At 71.7% G+C, this 16,892-nt stretch carries 13 protein-coding genes; 8 read left to right on the top strand and 5 right to left on the bottom strand.

From position 1 onward, the window contains the following. Positions 1 to 401 precede the first annotated feature (401 nt). From QQX10_RS07430 to QQX10_RS07420, 3 genes are all read left to right on the top strand, one after another. Entirely contained in the window at positions 402 to 1,277 is an 876-nt protein-coding gene (locus tag QQX10_RS07430; protein WP_301118883.1) for a polysaccharide deacetylase family protein, read from the top strand. An 83-nt stretch (positions 1,278 to 1,360) separates the two neighbouring features. Continuing rightward, entirely contained in the window at positions 1,361 to 2,461 is a 1,101-nt protein-coding gene (locus QQX10_RS07425; RefSeq protein WP_301118884.1) for an NADH:flavin oxidoreductase/NADH oxidase, read from the top strand. 26 nt (positions 2,462 to 2,487) lie between these two features. Next, positions 2,488 to 3,513 (top strand): LacI family DNA-binding transcriptional regulator, encoded by a 1,026-nt coding sequence (locus tag QQX10_RS07420; protein ID WP_301118885.1) that lies wholly within the window; start codon positions 2,488 to 2,490, stop codon positions 3,511 to 3,513. 37 nt (positions 3,514 to 3,550) lie between these two features. Here the strand turns inward: QQX10_RS07420 and QQX10_RS07415 are convergent, their stop codons facing one another. From QQX10_RS07415 to QQX10_RS07405, 3 genes are all read right to left on the bottom strand, one after another. Then, positions 3,551 to 5,047: a M81 family metallopeptidase gene (locus QQX10_RS07415; protein ID WP_301118886.1), complete on the bottom strand. Its 1,497-nt coding sequence runs from the start codon at positions 5,045 to 5,047 to the stop codon at positions 3,551 to 3,553. 71 nt (positions 5,048 to 5,118) lie between these two features. Then, complete coding sequence (locus tag QQX10_RS07410; protein WP_301118887.1) at positions 5,119 to 6,510, bottom strand: aminopeptidase P family N-terminal domain-containing protein; 1,392 nt, start codon at positions 6,508 to 6,510, stop codon at positions 5,119 to 5,121. Between the two features lie 56 nt (positions 6,511 to 6,566). After that, positions 6,567 to 8,054, bottom strand: coding sequence for a M81 family metallopeptidase (locus QQX10_RS07405; protein WP_301118888.1), 1,488 nt, complete (start codon positions 8,052 to 8,054; stop codon positions 6,567 to 6,569). Positions 8,055 to 8,405: 351 nt separating this feature from the next. Here QQX10_RS07405 and QQX10_RS07400 point away from each other — a divergent pair, with 351 nt between their 5' ends. The 4 genes from QQX10_RS07400 (at position 8,406) to QQX10_RS07385 (ending at position 12,745) form a co-directional block, all read left to right on the top strand. After that, positions 8,406 to 9,347: an ABC transporter permease gene (locus QQX10_RS07400; RefSeq protein WP_301118889.1), complete on the top strand. Its 942-nt coding sequence runs from the start codon at positions 8,406 to 8,408 to the stop codon at positions 9,345 to 9,347. Then, entirely contained in the window at positions 9,344 to 11,149 is a 1,806-nt protein-coding gene (locus tag QQX10_RS07395; protein WP_301118890.1) for a dipeptide/oligopeptide/nickel ABC transporter permease/ATP-binding protein, read from the top strand. The genes QQX10_RS07400 and QQX10_RS07395 overlap by 4 nt, the downstream gene beginning before the upstream one ends. Beyond that, complete coding sequence (locus QQX10_RS07390; protein ID WP_301118891.1) at positions 11,146 to 11,973, top strand: ATP-binding cassette domain-containing protein; 828 nt, start codon at positions 11,146 to 11,148, stop codon at positions 11,971 to 11,973. Before QQX10_RS07395 ends, QQX10_RS07390 begins: the two co-directional genes overlap by 4 nt. A 70-nt stretch (positions 11,974 to 12,043) precedes the next feature. Beyond that, entirely contained in the window at positions 12,044 to 12,745 is a 702-nt protein-coding gene (locus tag QQX10_RS07385; RefSeq protein WP_301118892.1) for an aquaporin, read from the top strand. Positions 12,746 to 12,760: 15 nt separating this feature from the next. On the opposite strand, the gene QQX10_RS07380 is transcribed toward QQX10_RS07385, so the two are convergent. Next, on the bottom strand, positions 12,761 to 13,192 hold the full coding sequence (locus tag QQX10_RS07380) for an iron chaperone (RefSeq protein ID WP_301118893.1): 432 nt from the start codon (positions 13,190 to 13,192) through the stop codon (positions 12,761 to 12,763). A gap of 86 nt (positions 13,193 to 13,278) precedes the next feature. Here QQX10_RS07380 and QQX10_RS07375 point away from each other — a divergent pair, with 86 nt between their 5' ends. Further along, positions 13,279 to 14,919, top strand: coding sequence for an alpha/beta-hydrolase family protein (locus QQX10_RS07375; protein ID WP_301118894.1), 1,641 nt, complete (start codon positions 13,279 to 13,281; stop codon positions 14,917 to 14,919). A 35-nt stretch (positions 14,920 to 14,954) separates the two neighbouring features. Here the strand turns inward: QQX10_RS07375 and QQX10_RS07370 are convergent, their stop codons facing one another. Beyond that, positions 14,955 to 16,793 (bottom strand): phosphoenolpyruvate carboxykinase (GTP), encoded by a 1,839-nt coding sequence (locus QQX10_RS07370; RefSeq protein ID WP_301118895.1) that lies wholly within the window; start codon positions 16,791 to 16,793, stop codon positions 14,955 to 14,957. Between the last annotated feature and the right edge of the window lie 99 nt (positions 16,794 to 16,892).

Genomic DNA, 16,892 nt, shown 5'->3' with positions numbered 1-16,892 from the left:
CCGGGGTGCCGCCACCGTAGCAAAGAACGAGGGCAATGATGTGTGGATTTTGCGAAGAAACCTAGTTGTCACTTGAGGTTGAGTGGCGGTCGGCTGCATCGGGCACTTTCTGCCGAAATCAAGGCGCAGAACAGATATAAGCCCTGCTAAGAAGCCATATCACGCGTGCCCGTCGCTGGCCGATCGCGGTGCCCGTTCATGCCCAGATGGCCCTCAATCGGGCCGTTCCGGGGGTGCTGGACACCTGTAAGTTTTTACATGCCGGTAACAGCCGCGCAATCATGCGCAACATTGCTCTGGTTTTGTAGCGAAACAGCACCACTGCGTCATGCGCAGCCGGCGCGCCGGTGCCGATCCAGATCGGGCATCGCGCACTCCCTCATCACCGCAAGGAGCACCTCATGGCCGACAGCCCCGCCCCCCGCCTCCACGTCGCGCTGACGTTCGACTTCGACGCGCTGTCCAGCTGGATCAAGGACCGCACGCACACGCTGCCGGGCGTCTCCCGCGGCGAGTTCGGCGCCTACGCGCTGCCCCGCGTGCTCGGCCTGCTCGCCAAGCACGACATCACCGCGACGTTCTTCATCCCCGGCCACACCATCCACGCGTACACGGACCTGTGCCGCTCGATCGTCGACGCCGGCCACGAGGTCGGTCACCACGGCTGGGTCCACGAGAACCTCAAGGACGCCACCGAGGCCGAGGAGCGACGCATCTTCGACAAGGGCCTCGAGCAGCTCGCCCGCATCGGCGTCACCCCTGCGGGCTACCGTGCCCCGTCCGGCGAGTTCGGCCCGGCGACGATCGACCTGCTCAAGGAGCACGGCATCCGCTACGACAGCTCGCTGCTCGGCTCCGACTACCTGCCGTACTACATGCGCGAGGGCGACTCCTGGACGCACGACGGCCCCTATCAGTTCGGCACCAGCATCGACATCGTCGAGCTGCCGTTCTCCTGGGCGCTCGACGACTACCCGCTGCTCGAGCTCGCGCCCGGCTTCTCGGACGCGCAGCGCGAGCCCTCCGCCGTCCGCGAGATCTGGCAGGCCGAGTTCGACTTCGCCTACGACGAGTGCCCGGGCGGCATGTGGGTGCTGTCGATGCACCCCGAGGTCATCGGCCGCGGCCGCTCGATCCGCATGCTCGACGGCCTCCTCGAGCACATCAAGTCCAAGCCCGGCATCCAGTTCTCGACGATGGGCCACATCGCGGAGGAGTTCCGCACCGCGAACCCGCTTGAGCAGTGGCGCGCCTCGGGCGCCTTCCACGCCCGCTGATGCTGCCCTCCGGGCCCTGGACCAGCGCCGCGCTGGCGTCGCGGGCCCGCACCGAGACCACCACACGAACAGGAAGCACCCGCATGACCACCACCGCTGTCACCCGCACCTCGGCGCTCTTCGCGCCGCTCCGCCTGCGCGATCTCGAGCTGCGCAACAGGGTAGGGGTGTCGCCGATGTGCATGTTCGCCGTCGACGACGAGTCGGGCTGCGTCAACGCGTGGCACGCGGCCCACTACGGGCAGTTCGCCCTGGGCGGCGCGGGCCTGATCATCACGGAGGCCACCGGGGTCAGCCCCGAGGGCCGGGTCTCGGCCAAGGACGCCGGGCTGTGGACCGAGGAGCACGCGCAGGCGTGGCGGGTGGTCACCGATACGGTCCACCGCGCGGGCGCGGCGATCGCGGTCCAGCTCGGGCACACCGGCCGCAAGGGCAGCCTGTACCGGGCGCTCGCGATCGACCCGCGCGACGAGCGCGGGTCGATCGCGGACGATGCGCACGGCGGCTGGGAGACCATCGGCGCCTCGGGCGAGGCGTTCGGCTCCTACAAGATCCCGCGGGAGGGGACCACCGTGGACCTCGAGCAGGTGGTGGCGGACTTCGGCAACGCCGCTCGCCTCGCGGTGGTCGCGGGCTTCGACGCCGTCGAGCTCCACGCCGCGCACGGCTACCTGGTCCACGAGTTCCTCTCGCCCGTGACCAACCCGCGCGTGGACGAGTGGGGGCAGGACAAGGAGCTGCTCCTTCTCAAGGTCGTGGACGCCGTGCGCGCGCAGCTGCCCGACTCGATGCCCCTGATCGTGCGCCTGTCGGTCGACGACGTCGCCCCCGGCGGCCTGACCGCCGCGGACAGCGCCGATCTCGCACGCCGGCTCAAGGACCGCGGCGTCGACATGATCGACTGCTCGTCCGGCGGGCTGATCGCGGGCGTCGAGTACGACCCGTCGCCCGGCTACCAGGTGCCCGGCTCCGCGACGGTGCGCTCCGGCGCGGAGATCGCCACCGCCGCCGTCGGCATGATCGCGGAGCCCGCCCTGGCCGAGCGCATCGTCGCCGAGGGTGAGGCCGACGTGGTCCTGCTCGGTCGCGAGATGCTGCGCGACCCGCACTGGGCCCGCCGCGCCGAGCGCGAGCTCACGGGCGCCGCCACCATCGAGCCGCGCTACTTCCGCGCGTACCGCTGACGCGGCGCGCGGACGAGGGGGGGACCATGCAGCGCTCGCCGGAGGACCGGGCCGTGAGGCTCCACGAGGTGGCCGCCGTGGCCGGCGTGGCGACGTCCACGCTGTCGCGGTACCTCAACGGCCGCCTCCGGCTGAGCGACGGCACGGAGGCCCGGGTGCGCGACGCGATCGCGAGCACGGGTTTCGAGCGCGTCGCGACCGCGCCCCGCTCCACGGGTCCCGGCCCGATCGGCGTGATCGTGCCGAGCCTCGGCGACCAGTACTTCGGGCGGATCGCCGACGAGATCGTGCGCCTCGCGGACGCCGACGGCGTGTCCGTGGTGCTCGCCTCCGCGGCCGGAGGGCCGGGCCGTCAGTCGGATTATGTGGAGCTGTTCGCGGCGAAGGAGCTGGCGGGGATCGTGTATGCGGGGTCGACGACGTCGAATGCTGCGTTGGCGCGGTTGATCGGGTCGGGGATGCCGGTGGTGGTGATCGATGAGGCTCTGGTGGATGCGCCGCCGGTGGACACGGTGGTCGTGGATGACTATGCGGGGGCGTATCAGGCGACGGCTCATCTGGCGGCGTTGGGTCATGAGCGGATCGCGTTGGTGACGGGTCCGGAGTCGTTGGCGTCGGTGCGGGAGCGTCGGCGTGGGTTCGTGGATGCGTGTGTGCGGGCGGGTCTGGATCCTGAGGCGCAGTTCTCGTTGGCGGGGGATTTCTCGGAGGAGTTCGGGATCGGTGCGTTGTCGCATCTGTTGGCGGCTCCGCAGCGTCCGACGGCGGTGTTCGCGGCGTCGGATGCGATCGCGTTGGGGATGATGGCGGGGGCGCGGAACCTGGGGATCGGGATTCCTGGGGATCTGTCGATCGTGGGGTTCGATGATGTGCCCGGCGCCAGCCACGTCTCCCCCCGCCTCACGACGCTGCGGACCGCGTCGGAGCTGATCGCGCGGCGCGCGCTCGAGCTGCTCTTCGACCGGTGGGAGAGCCCCGGGCGCGAGGCGTCGTCCATCACGGTGCCCGTGCGCCTGGTCATCGGCCGCTCCGCGGCCGCGCCGTCCCGCTGACGGGGCCCGCCGCGCGCCCCGTCAGCCGGACCGGGCTTCAGCTGCGCGTCGGCAGGATCTCGGGCGTGAGGTCCGCGCGCACGTCGCGGTCGAGCGGATGCATCGGCCGCGACACCCGGGAGAACGCGAGCCGGTCCATGTCCAGGTCGGTGCCGCCCGGCGTGATCGCCATGAACCAGCTCGCCGCCTTCGCGGCCTGATCGGGGAACAGGTAGCCGTTCTTCACCACCACGGCGTCGTACCCGTCGACCGGGATGTAGGCATGGTCCTTGAGCCGGCGGCCGGTCATGCCGCCGATCACCGCAGGATCCACGAAGTAGGACCGCCCGGACTGGACCATCACGTCGATCGCGCCCGTGCGCAGCACCGCGCCCGCGGCCCCCTCGCCGAGCACGCCGTCGACGGTGCGCACCACCAGCCAGTCGCGCTCCACCGGGGCGCCGTAGCGGTCGTCGATCCCGGCGCCGACGGCGACGCGCAGCCACGCGCCCGGGCCCGCGGCGACCGCCGCGGCCACCGCGGCCGGATCGGTGAGCCCGGCGAACAGGATGCGCGCGCCGCTCGCGAGGACGTCCTCACGCGCGAGCGTCCGCTCGAGAGCGTAGGTGATGTCGCCCGCGGAGCCCGCGGTGACGTTGTCGCCGGAGTCGCTGATGAACATCGGCGCGGGCGGTGAGGTGAGGAGGTGGTCGAGCGCCGCGTCCCACGGGCCGTGGAGATCGGCGCTCAGCACGAACCGTTCCCGCGCGTCCCAGTAGGAGCTCGCGAGCTCCCGCGCGCAGGCCGTGATCGCGGCCTCGTCATGCCCCGTGACCATGACGGCCGCCCCGACCCGCGCCTCGTCCGCCCAGGCGAACCCCACCCACAGGCTGGCGTCGACGGCACCGTGGCGGTCCGCGGACGGCTCGATCGCGCCGAACACGGTCGCCCCGGGCTCGACCACGGTCGAGGTGCGCTCGCCCGGCAGCAGCAGCGGGATGCGCACGTACGCCTTGAGGGGCCGGCGCCCGTCCTGCAGCACCTCGACGAGCTTGCGGACGGCGCGGTTGCGCACCGCGAAGGCGTCGATGTGGGGCGCGTGACGGAAGCAGATCCCGAGGTCGACCAGCGCGGCCAGCTCGCGGCTGAAGTTGCCGTGGGTGTCCATCGAGACGGAGATCACGGGGCCGTCGCCGACGGCGTCGCGGATCCCGCGCAGCAGGTCCTCCTCGGCCCCCTCGATGCCCGGCACATGCGCGGCACCGTGAAGGTCGAGGTAGATGCCGTCGAGCGGGCGGGCATCGTGCGCCGCGGCGAGACCGTCGACGATCTCGCCGCGGAACGCCGCGTAGGCGTCAGGATCCACCGGTCCGCCGGCGCCGCCGTAGGCGCGCATGACGGTGGTCCAGCGGACCTCGGTCCCGCCGGCAGCCTCCTCGAGGTCGTAGAGCCCCTCGAGATCCGCGCCGCGGTGGATCGTGAAGTCCTGGGCGCGCATCACGTGGCGTGAGAATGTGCTCGACTCGGTGCCGAATCCGGCGATGGCGATGTGCATGGTGGCCTCCTGGGGATCGGGAGCGGGTGGACGATGCGGGGGAGCGGCAGCAGGGGCGGGTCGGTCTGAGGTCAGCCGCGCACCATCGCCGTCGTCGGAGAGAGCCAGAACGGCGGCAGGTATCCGGCGGTGTTCGACAGCGGCAGCACCGACTCGTGCAGGGTGATGCCGAACACGTTCGCGAGCATGTCGCGGCGCTGCTGCACGCGCGCCATCATCGCGGGGTACTTGGCGGTCAGGGACGCCTGCAGCGCGTCGTCGGCGAGGATGATGCCGTCCTCGATCTGCGAGTTCTGCATGCCCGAGACGGTGCCGGGGATGATGTCGAGCTGCAGCGCGTTGCCCGACGTGAAGACCGTGGTCGAGCCCTCCTTGACGGCGGACACGGGCCACTCGTCGAGGTGGATGCTGTGGCCGGGGTTGAGGAACACCCCGTAGTACGGGTCGCCGATGCGGCTCGCGGTGACGTCGTACAGCTCGCCGGCGGTCAGGCCGATCCGGATGGTCTCGTACCAGGCGGCGGCCGTGGCGTAGTACGGGGCCACGATCTTCTCGACGTAGGCCTGCTGGTCCGCGGGGATCTGCGAGGCGTCCTCGGCGAGGTATCCGGCGCGCGCGGTGTTCGAGCCCCAGTAGCCGAGGCCCGCGCACACGCGCTCGCCCACGGACATCACCCGGCTGGTCGGGCTCGCGACACCCCACGAGGTGTGGAGGTCGCCGCTCAGCATGGTCGGGTGGTAGTTGAACGGCAGCATGATCGGGTTCATGAGGCTGGAGGCCTCGAGCTCCGTCATGCCCGGCCGGATGCCCGAGATGAGGCGGCGCATCGCCTGCGAGCCGTGCGAGGCGGCGAACTCGAAGTACGCGAGCTGGTCCACGTCGTTGTGCAGGCGCAGACCGGAGTCGGGGTCGGTGAAGATGTCGGTCGCGTTGACCAGCTCGCCCGCGAGGGTGGCGAGCTCGGAGACGATGAAGTGGGGGACGTCGATCCAGCCGGAGGTGCTGGCGCCGGTCCAGTACTTCCAGCCCACGAGGCCGACCTTGCGCACCGACTCCGCGCCCAGGCCGGCGGCCGCGAGCTGGTCGACCAGCTCGACGTCGTCGGGGTCGGGCTGCCCGACCAGGCTGAACTTCGACTGGCGGATGATCTCGACCGGGTACGGGGTCTTGCTCGCGTACCCGACGGACTCGTTGCCCACGAGGAAGGTCGGGGTGCGGCCGGGAACGAAGATCAGCAGCGACTCCTCGTACCGCGGGTCGAAGCCCGTGAGGAAGGCCGTGTTCGCGAAGTGCTCGCGGTCGCCGTAGACCGCGACGGCGTCGAGGCCGCGACGGTCCATCTCGGCGTAGAGCGCCTCGACACGGGCGGCGTAGGTCTCGGCCGGGATCTCGGGCATCTCGCGGGGGAGCTCGAACTCCGGCAGGTCGATGGTGGTGAGGGTGACCCCCCAGGGGTTGCTCATGGGTGTTCCTTTCTGCTGGCGCGGCGCCGCCGGGGCGGCTTCGCGCTGAACTGATCTCAGGCGGTGATGCCGGGCAGGATGCGCGGCGCCAGGTCGGGGACGAAGTCATGGTCGAGCGGGAAGATCGGTCGCCAGACCTTCTGGAAGTCGAGCCGCGAGAAGTCGAGCTCGGTGCCGCCCGGGGTCAGGGCCATGAAGGTCGAGGCGGCGAGCGCCTTCTGGCCGGGGAACATGTAGCCGTTCTTCACCACGACCACGTCGTAGCCGGTGACGTCGTGCCACACGCGGTACGGACGGCGCCACGCGGACGGGTCGTCGAGGCTGGTGAACTTCACGCGGCTCACGTGGAGGGAGACGTGCACCTGGCCGTTGTCGACCACGGCGCCGACGACGCCCTCGCCCATGAGGCCCTCGACCAGCTCGAGCACCGTCCAGGGCCCGGCGACCGCGGGGGAGAAGCGGTGGTCGACCGTGGCGCCGATCGCGCGGTCGAGCACGCCGCCCACGCCGACCTCGACGGCCGCCGCGACGGAGTCGGGGTCGCAGATGCCCTCGAACACGATCGACAGGCCGCTGGCGAGGAAGTCCTCCCGCTCGAGGGTGCGCGTCAGGGCGAACGTGAGGTCGCCCGAGGCGCCGGCCGTGATGTTGTCGCCGGCGTCCGCGATCCACAGCGGTCGCGGGGTGTCCGCGGCGAGCGCCTTGTCCAGCGCCTCGTCCCAGCTGCCGTTCTCGGTGACGATCTCGAAGCGCTCGCGCGCGTCCCAGTACGCCTGCGCGAGCTCGGCAGCGGTGGCGGTCACCGCGGCCTCGTCGTCGCCGGTCACCATCACGGCGGCGCCGTTGCGGTCCTCGTCGGCCCACGCGAAGCCGACCCACATGCCGGCGTCGATGATGCCGGGACGGTGGGAGGCCTCCTCCGCCAGCGCGTACACCGTCGCGCCGGGCTCGACCTGCGTCGACGTGCGCTCGCCCGGGAGCAGCAGCGGCACGCGGACCCAGGCCCGGACCGGACGTCGGCCGTCGCGCAGCACGGCGACCAGGTTGCGGATCGAGCGCTCGCGCGAGACCTGGTTGTCGGTGTGGGGCGAGTACCGGTGGCACGTCGCGAGGTCGACCATCGCGGCGAGCTCCTCGCTCAGGTTGCCGTGAGGGTCCATCGACATCGAGAGGATGCAGTCGGGTCCCACCAGGTCCCGGATCTTGCGCAGCATGCGCTCCTCCGCGTGGTCGCGGCCGACCACGTGGGCGGCCCCGTGCATGTCCAGGTAGACGCCGTCGAGCGGCATGGCCGCCGCGAGTCCCTCAAGGATCTCCGCCTCGATGCGGTCGTAGGCCTCGGGCTCCACGGGGCCGCCCGCCGCGCCCTGCGCGCGCAGCGTCGGCAGCCACTCGATGCCCTCGTTCCAGTCGCCGAGGATCGCCTCGAGGTCGTACTCGGCGAGCAGCTCCGCCCCGCGGTGGAGGTGGAAGTACTCGTAGGGCGTCTCGTAGGTCGTGAACATGGTGGACTCGTGGCCGAATCCGGCGATGGCGATGCGCATGAGGGCTCCTGAGGTGGTGTGCCGATACCAGGACTATACATTGCGCTATGTTGCGCAGTTGTTACGTTTCGCGCCCCCGCCGCGCTCGGGAGTCGGGACCGCCCGGCTACCTGGTGATTTGCGTCCGAATCCCTTTGCATCGCCCCGATAGGCCATCTTTCCAGGGCACTTGCTGACAGTCGGTGCCGCAAGGGGGGGGCGTGTTTGATCTTTACAGCCGATTAACAGTCACGAAACATCTCGCTGGTTCCATAGGCAACGTCGCACAACAGTTTTTGCGCAGTTGCGATGGGGCGCGGTCCCGGACCGTGCATCCCGCGTCCGCCTCGAATCGACCCGTGGGAAGACACCATGCTCACCTTCATCGTCCGCCGGCTCCTCGCGGGGGCCGTCCTGGTCCTCGCTGTGTCGATGATCTCCTTCACCCTGCTCTACGCAGGCGGGGGGAACATCGCCCGGCGCATCCTCGGCCAGAACGCGACCGAGGAGACCGTCGCGCAGCTCGCGCACGAGCTCGGTCTCGACCAGCCGCTGATCGGCCAGTACACCGGGTGGCTCACCTCGGCGCTCTCGGGCGACCTGGGGGTGTCGTGGGTCACGAGCCAGTCGGTGGCGGTCAGCCTCGGCAGCAGGCTCGCCGTCACGCTGTCGCTCGTCATCTGCACCACGGTCATCGCCGCGGTCGTGTCGGTCGGCCTCGGCGTGCTCGCCGCGCGCCGCGGCGGCTGGGTCGACTCGGTGGTGCAGCTCGTCGGCGTCATCGGCTTCGCCATCCCGGGCTTCCTCGTCGCGCTGTACCTCGTGATCTGGTTCGCGATCGACCTCGGGTGGTTCCGAGCCACCGGCTACACGCCGATCGGCGAGTCGTTCTCGGAGTGGGTGAACTCGATCACCCTGCCGGTCATCGCGCTGTCGCTGGGCGCGATCGCCGCGGTGGCCCAGCAGGTGCGCGGCTCGGTGATCGACGCGATGTCCCGCGACTACGTCCGCACGCTGCGGGCGCGCGGGCTCGGGCTCACGCGGGTGGTCTACGAGCACGTGCTGAGGAACGCGGGCGGACCCGCGCTCGCGGTCCTCGGCGTCCAGTTCGTCGGACTGCTCGGCGGCGCCGTGATCGTCGAGCAGGTGTTCGCCCTGCCGGGCATCGGCCAGCTCACCGTCACCGCGACCGGCGGCGGCGACATCCCCGTGGTGATGGGCGTGGTGGTCGCGACCGCCGTGATCGTCGTCATCGTCAACCTGCTCATCGAGCTCGGCCAGGCCGCGCTGAACCCGAAGGTGAGGCTCTCGTGAGCTCCGTCGCATCGTCCCCCGCGCCCTTCGCCGCGCGGCAGCATCTCCTGGCGCGCCTGGTGCGTCGTCCCGTCGCGCTGTTCTCGCTCGTCGTCCTCTCCGTGGTGGTCGTCGTCGCCGCGCTGGGCGCGCGCATCGCGCCGTACGACCCCAACGAGGCCGACATCTCGCTCGTGCTCGCGACGCCCAGCGCGGAGCACGTCCTCGGCAACGACTCCGCGGGACGTGACGTCCTCTCCCGCCTGCTCGCGGCCACCCAGATCTCCATCGCCGCGGCGCTCGTCGCGATCGTGACCGCCCTGATCCTCGGCGTGGTGGCCGGCCTGATCGCGGGCTACTACCGCGGCTGGTTCGACACGGTCGCGTCGTGGGGCACCGCGGTGGTCATGGCGCTGCCCGGCATCGTCGTGCTGCTCGCGGTGCGCGCGGTCGTGGGGTCCTCGATCTGGCTCGCCATGGTCGTGTTCGGCCTCCTGATCTCGCCGGCCTACTACAAGCTGGTCCACTCGTCCGTCACCGCGGTCCGGCAGGAGCTGTACATCGACGCCGCCCGCGTCTCGGGCCTCGGGTCCCTGCGCATCATCGCGCGGCATGTGCTCTCGGTGGTGCGCGCCCCCATCATCATGCAGTCCGCGATCGTCGCGGGCATGACCATCGCGGTGCAGGCGGGCCTCGAGTTCCTGGGCCTGGGCGACCTCAACGTGCCCACGTGGGGCCAGATGCTCAACGACGCGTTCGTCAACATCTACCGCGCGCCGCACCTGATGCTGTGGCCGTCCCTCGCGATCGCCCTGACGTCCATCGCGCTCACGCTGCTCGCGAACGCGATGCGCGACGAGCTCGAGCGCTCGACGCCCGTGCGGCGCCGGCGCCGCCGCAAGGCGGCCCAGGCGGACGTCGTCGACCCCGCGCCGGCCCCGGAGGTCATCGCGCACGCGGACGACGCCGCGACCGCCGCGATCGCCGACGAGCGGCTCCTGGAGATCGCGGGGCTCCGCGTCGCCTACGACCAGCCCGACGGGTCGAGCATCGAGGTGGTGCACGGGGTCTCGATGGCGATCCGCCGCGGCGAGGTCCACGGCCTCATCGGCGAGTCGGGCTCCGGCAAGTCGCAGACCGCGTTCTCGGTGCTCGGCCTCCTCCCTCGCGGCGGGCGTGTCACCGCGGGCACCATCGACTTCGACGGCACCGCGCTCGCGGGCGGCTCGGAGAAGGCCTACGCCCCCATCCGCGGCACGCGGATCGGCTACATCCCGCAGGAGCCGATGTCGAACCTCGACCCGTCCTTCACGATCGGCCATCAGCTGGTCGAGCCGCTGCGTGTCGGGCTCGGGATGTCCAAGGCCGAGGCGAAGGCCAAGGCGCTCGCGCTGCTCGCGAGGGTGGGCATCCCCGACCCGCAGCGCACGTTCGACGCCTACCCGTTCGAGGTCTCGGGCGGCATGGCCCAGCGCGTCCTCATCGCCGGGGCCGTCTCCACCGATCCCGACCTGATCATCGCCGACGAGCCGACCACGGCGCTGGACGTCACCGTGCAGGCCGAGGTCCTCGACCTGCTGCGCGACCTGCAGGCGGAGCGCGGCATGGCCATGCTGCTGGTGACCCACAACTTCGGCGTGGTCGCCGACCTCTGCGACCGCGTCACCGTCATGCAGCACGGGCTGTTCGTGGAGTCCGGACCGGTGCGCACGATCCTGCGCACGCCGGAGCACCCCTACACCCGGTCGCTCCTCGACTCGATCCTCGACGAGGGCCCCGCGCGGGCCCCATACGGCACCACCAGGAAGGAGGCCCGGCTGTGACCGCGCCGCTCCTCAACATCGTCGACCTCGTGGTCGAGTACCCCGGCAAGGGCTTCCGCGCCGCGCCGTTCCGCGCGCTCAAGGGCGTCTCGCTCGACATCCGCCCCGGCGAGACCATGGGCCTCGTGGGCGAGTCCGGCTCCGGCAAGACCACCCTCGGGCGCGCCGTGCTGGGCCTCGCCCCGGTCTCGGGGGGGGCCGTCACCTACGACGGCAAGGACATCTCGCACCTGCACCACCGCGCCCGCCGCCGGCTCGCCAGCGAGATCCAGGTGGTCTTCCAGGACCCGTACTCCTCGCTCAACCCCTCCATGACGATCGCCGAGATCCTCGCGGAGCCGCTCACCATCGCCGGGGTCGCGCCCGCCGAGGCCAAGCGCCGCGTCAAGGACCTGCTCGACCGCGTCGGCCTGCCCGACTCGGCGAGCGACCGTCTGGCCCGCGAGTTCTCGGGCGGCCAGCGCCAGCGCGTCGCCATCGCCCGCGCCCTCGCGCTCGACCCGCGCCTGATCGTGTGCGACGAGCCCGTCTCGGCGCTCGACCTGTCGACCCAGGCGCGCGTCCTCGACCTCTTCATCGAGATCCAGGAGCGCACGGGCGTCGCCTACCTCTTCATCACCCACGACCTCGCGGTGGTGCGGCACATCAGCCACCAGGTGGCGGTCATGTACCACGGTGAGATCGTCGAGACCGGGCCGGCCGACCGCGTCACCACCGATCCCGTCCACCCGTACACCCAGAAGCTGCTGATGGCCGCGCCGCTGCCGGATCCCGACCGTCAGGCCGCGCGCAGGCGCGAGCGCGCCGCGCTGCTCGGTCGCTGAGCCCGGCCCGCCCGGGTGAACGTCCGGTGAACACGCCGGACGCGGCCCGCGCGGCTGGCAGGATGTGCGCATGACCGCGCACCTGGGCCGGAAGGCCGTCGCCGAGCTGGTCGGTACCGCTTTCCTGCTGATGGCGGTGGTCGGCTCCGGGATCATGGCGACGCGGCTGTCGGACGACGTCGGGCTGCAGCTGCTCGAGAACTCCATCGCGACCGGCGCCGCGCTCATCGCCCTCATCATCGCGCTCCAGCCCGTCTCCGCGGCCTTCAACCCCGTGGTGACGCTCGTGGAGCGCGTGCTGGGCCTGATCGGCACCCGCGACGCGCTGGTGCTGATCGCCGCGCAGATGGCGGGCGGCGCCGCGGGCGTGGTGCTCGCCAACCTGATGTTCGAGCTGCCGGCCGTCTCCGTGTCGACCACCGAGCGCGGGGGAGCGGGCCAGTGGCTCGCCGAGGTGGTCGCCACCGTCGGCCTGGTGCTCATCATCTTCGGCTCGGTGCGCGGCGACCGCAGCCGCACGGTCGCGTTCGCGGTCGGCGGCTACATCGCCGCCGCGTACTGGTTCACGTCGTCGACCAGCTTCGCGAACCCCGCCGTGACGGTGGCGCGCATGCTGTCGGACACGTTCGCGGGGATCGCGCCGGGATCGGTGGCGATGTTCATCGCGATGCAGCTGCTCGGCGGCGCGATCGCCGTGGTGCTCGTGCGCACGCTCTACCCGGCGCGTCAGCGCGCGCTCGTCGCGCCCGACGGGGACGATGCGACGGCCTGACGGCGCGCATCGTCCTCACCCCATGGCGCGGCGGACCATCTCCTCGATGCTCGCGGCCACCTCGTCGTCGATGGCCGTCACGGCGTAGGACGTGGGCCAGAACGACCCCGCGTCGAGCGTGGCGCGCTCCTCGAAGCCGAGCGTCGCGTAGCGCGACTTGAACTTGTGCGCCGGCTTGAAGAACACCACCACCTTGCCGTCGCGCGCATATGCGGGCATCCCGTACCAGGTCTTGGGCGCGAGCTCGGGAGCGACGTCGGCGACGATCCCGTGGACCCGCTCGGCGAGGGCCCGGTCGTCCGGCTCCATCGCCGCGATGGCCTCCTCGCAGGCCGCCCTGTCGGCCGCGGCGAGCTCCTCCTTCCTGGTCGACCGGCGGCGCTTCGCCTCGGTCGACGCGGCCTTCATCGCCGCCTTCTCGTCATCGGAGAACGTGTCCGCTCCCATGGGTCGCTCCTTCGGTCGCCTGGACGATGCGCGGGCCGGGGCCGCGCTCCCAGGTCACCGTACCTCCGCGTGCTAGTTTCCGGCTCATGAGGGCATTGAGCCTGGCAGGGACCGCGACGGGGCTGATCCTCGCGGCACTCTCCGCCACCCCGAGCCTGCTCCCGCGGCTCCCGTACGAGCAGGGCGTCCTGACGGGTGTGTGCTTCGCGATCGGGTACGCGCTCGGCACCGCCCTCGGGGTGGCGATCACCGCCCTGGTGAGGGTGCCGCCGGAGGGCTGGGTCCCGCGGGCCGCGTGGATCATCCTGGGCGTGGCGGCCGTCGGCGGGTCGGTGCCGCTCGCGCGGCTGTGGGCGCGCACCCAGGGCGATCTGGCCGGCGCGGGCGGCGCGCCCCGGCCCGGGGTGGTCGACGGCCTGGTCGCGCTCGGCGTCGCGCTGATGACGGCCGCGGCGCTGCTGGCGTTCGGGCGAGGGGTCACCGCGGTCACGCGTCGCCTCGCCCGTCGCCTCGCACCGGGCGAGGAGCACTGGCGATGGCTCGGCATGCCCTCGGCGATGGTGGTGGTCACCGTGGTGATCGCCGCCGTGGTGGGCGCCGCGATCTACGGCTTCGGCACCTACACCGAGTGGAGCTACCAGCGGTACAACGCCTCGGGCGGGGCGGAGGAGCCGGCGAGCGAGTTCCGCTCGGCGGGCCCGGAGAGCGCGCTGTCCTGGGACCTCACGGGACACGAGGGCCGGTCGATCCTCGCGGGCGGCCCCTCCGCGCACGACATCGGGTCGCTCACGAAGACCGAGGCGGAGGAGCCGATCCGCGTGTACGTCGGAGTCGACGAGCCCGGCGGCTGGGACGACCATGCCGCAGCCGCGGTGTCCGAGCTGGATCGCCTGGGCGCCGCCGACCGTGGCGCCATCCTGGTCGCCGCGACCACTGGTACCGGGTGGCTCGACCGGCAGGCGATCGACTCCTTCGAGTACCTGCTCCACGGCGACACCGCGCTGGTGACGATGCAGTACTCCGTCGCCGAGAGCTGGCAGTCGTACACCTTCCACCCGGGTGCCTACCGCGACTCGACCTCCGCCCTGCTCGACGCGGTGCACGACTGGTGGGCGGCGGTGCCCGAGGCCGACCGTCCCGAGCTGTTCGTCTACGGCCTGAGCCTCGGATCGCGGGCCGTCCAGGACTCGTTCGAGGACGCGGAGGCGCTCCGCGCGTACGGCGACGGCGTGGTGCTCGCCGGCACGCCGTACGGCACGGCGATGAACGCCGAGCTCACCGCCTCGCGCGACGCCGGCTCCCCGGTGGGCCGCCCCGTCCTCGATGACGGGATCGCGTTCCGCTGGTTCAACGAGGGGATCGACCTGGCGGAGGCCGGGGGGCCGTGGGAGCGCCCGCGCGTCGCCTTCCTGCAGCACGGCAAGGACCCGATCGTGTGGGCCGGCCTGCCCATCCTGTGGTCTCAGCCCGAGTGGCTCGAGGACGGCCAGCGCAACGACGGGATCCATCCGGACATGCAGTGGTTCCCCTTGGTGACGGGCCTGCAGACCATGGTCGACTCGATGCAGGACCTCGCCGGCCCCGACGGCGACGGGCACCGCTACGGCTCCACCACGCTGGAGGCGTGGATCCAGGTGGTCGGCGACGGCGGCTACACCTCCGATCAGCTCGACCTGATCCGTCAGCGCGTGGCGGGGTCGGACGCGCCTGCGGGGGGCGACGTCTAGCGTCGCCCCCCGCAGGCCCCTCGAGGAGGAGGGTCTCAGTCGAGCGCGTCGATGCGCGCGCGCATCTCCGCGAGCTCGGCCCGGATCTCGGCGGGCACGCGACCGCCGTACGAGTCGAGGAAGGCGGCGGCGTCGTCGGCCTCGGCGGTCAGGGCGTCCTTGTCCATCGCGAACAGGGCGGCCCAGTCCGCGTCCTCGACGCCCGCGGCGGCGTGGTCGATCTCGCCGTCGGCCGGGACGTAGCCGAACGGGCTGTCGGCGCCCTCCGCGGTGCCGTCGATGCGGTCCAGGATCCACTTCAGCGCGTGGATGTTCTCGCCGAAGCCGGGCCACAGGAACCGGCCGTCGGCGCCCTTGCGGAACCAGTTCACCTGGAACACCGCGGGGGCGCCGCCGGCGACCTCGGCGGCGTGGCCGACCTCGAGCCAGTGCTTCCAGTGGTCGGCCATGTGCACGCCCGAGAAGGGGAGCATCGCGAAGGGATCGCGGCGCAGCTCGCCCACCGTGCCCTCGGCGGCGGCGGTCCGCTCCGACGCGAGCGTCGCGCCCATCAGCATGCCGTGGTCCCAGGACCGTGCCTGCGACACCAGCGGGACGTTGGTCGCGCGGCGGCCGCCGAAGATGACGGCGTCGACGACGACGCCGGCGGGGTCCTCCCAGTCGTCCGAGATGGTCGGGCACTGCGCGGCCGCGACGGTGAAGCGCGAGTTCGGGTGCGCGGCCGGGGTGGACGCGTCGGGGGTCCAGTCCTTGCCCAGCCAGTCGGTCAGGTGGTCGGGGACCTCGTCGGTCATGCCCTCCCACCAGACGTCGCCCTCGTCGGTGAGCGCGACGTTGGTGAAGACCACGTCGTGCTCGAGCGTGTCCATCGCGACCGGGTTGGTGCCGCGCCCGGTGCCCGGCGCCACGCCGAAGAACCCCGCCTCGGGGTTGATGGCGCGCAGGCGGCCGTCCGGGCCCGGCGCGAGCCACGCGATGTCGTCGCCGAGCGTCTCGACGGTCCAGCCCGGGATGGTGGGCTGCAGCATCGCGAAGTTGGTCTTGCCGCAGGCGCTGGGGAACGCGGCGGCGACGTGGAACACGCGGCCGTCCGGGTTGGTCACCTTGAGCAGCAGCATGTGCGCCGCGATCCAGCCCTCGTCCTGGCCGATCGCGCTCGCGATGCGCAGCGCGAAGGCCTTCTTGGCCAGGATCGCGTTGCCGCCGTAGGCGGAGCCGTAGGACCAGATCTCGCGCGTCTCGGGGTAGTGGACGATGTACTTGGTCTCGTTGCATGGCCACGGCACGTCCTCCTGGCCGGGAAGCAGCGGCGCGCCCACCGAGTGCACCGCCGGTACCCAGGGCGTCCCCGGGGTGATCCGGCGCAGCGCGTCGGCGCCCATGCGGGTCATGGTGCCCATCGACAGCACGACGTAGGGGGAGTCGGTGACCTGCACGCCGTAGCGGGCGAGCGGGCTGCCGACCGGGCCCATCGAGAAGGGCACCACGTACATGGTGCGTCCGCGCATGGCGCCCGCCATCAGCTCGGACAGGGTCGCGCGCATCCGGTTGGGATCCATCCAGTTGTTCGTGGGGCCGGCGTCCTCCTCATGCTCGGAGCAGATGAACGTCCGGGACTCGACGCGGGCGACGTCGTCGGGGTTCGAGCGCGCGAGGTAGGAGCCCGGGCGGAGCTCGGGGTTGAGCGGGGTCAGCGTGCCCGCCTTCTCCAGCGTGGAGATGAGCCGCTGGCGCTCGGCCATCGAGCCGTCGCACCACACGATGCGCTCCGGGTCGGTGAGCCGTGCGATGCGGCCCACCCAGGCGGCGATCGACGGGTCGATTCCGGCGGGCAGGCCGTCGAGGCCCAGGATCTGCTGCTCGATGACGGTCATCATCGCTCCCCTTCGAGGTCGGATCCGCTGAAATTTGCGGCTTGAGACTCACGCTACGGCGGCTTGGCCGCACTCGAGGGTCGAATCTTGCGTGAAGTT

Origin of the sequence: Demequina lignilytica (assembly GCF_030418305.1) — a bacterium.
Taxonomy (GTDB): domain Bacteria; phylum Actinomycetota; class Actinomycetes; order Actinomycetales; family Demequinaceae; genus Demequina; species Demequina lignilytica.
The sequence above is the reverse complement of the archived record's forward strand: the minus strand, read 5'-3'. Positions and strand labels throughout refer to the sequence as shown.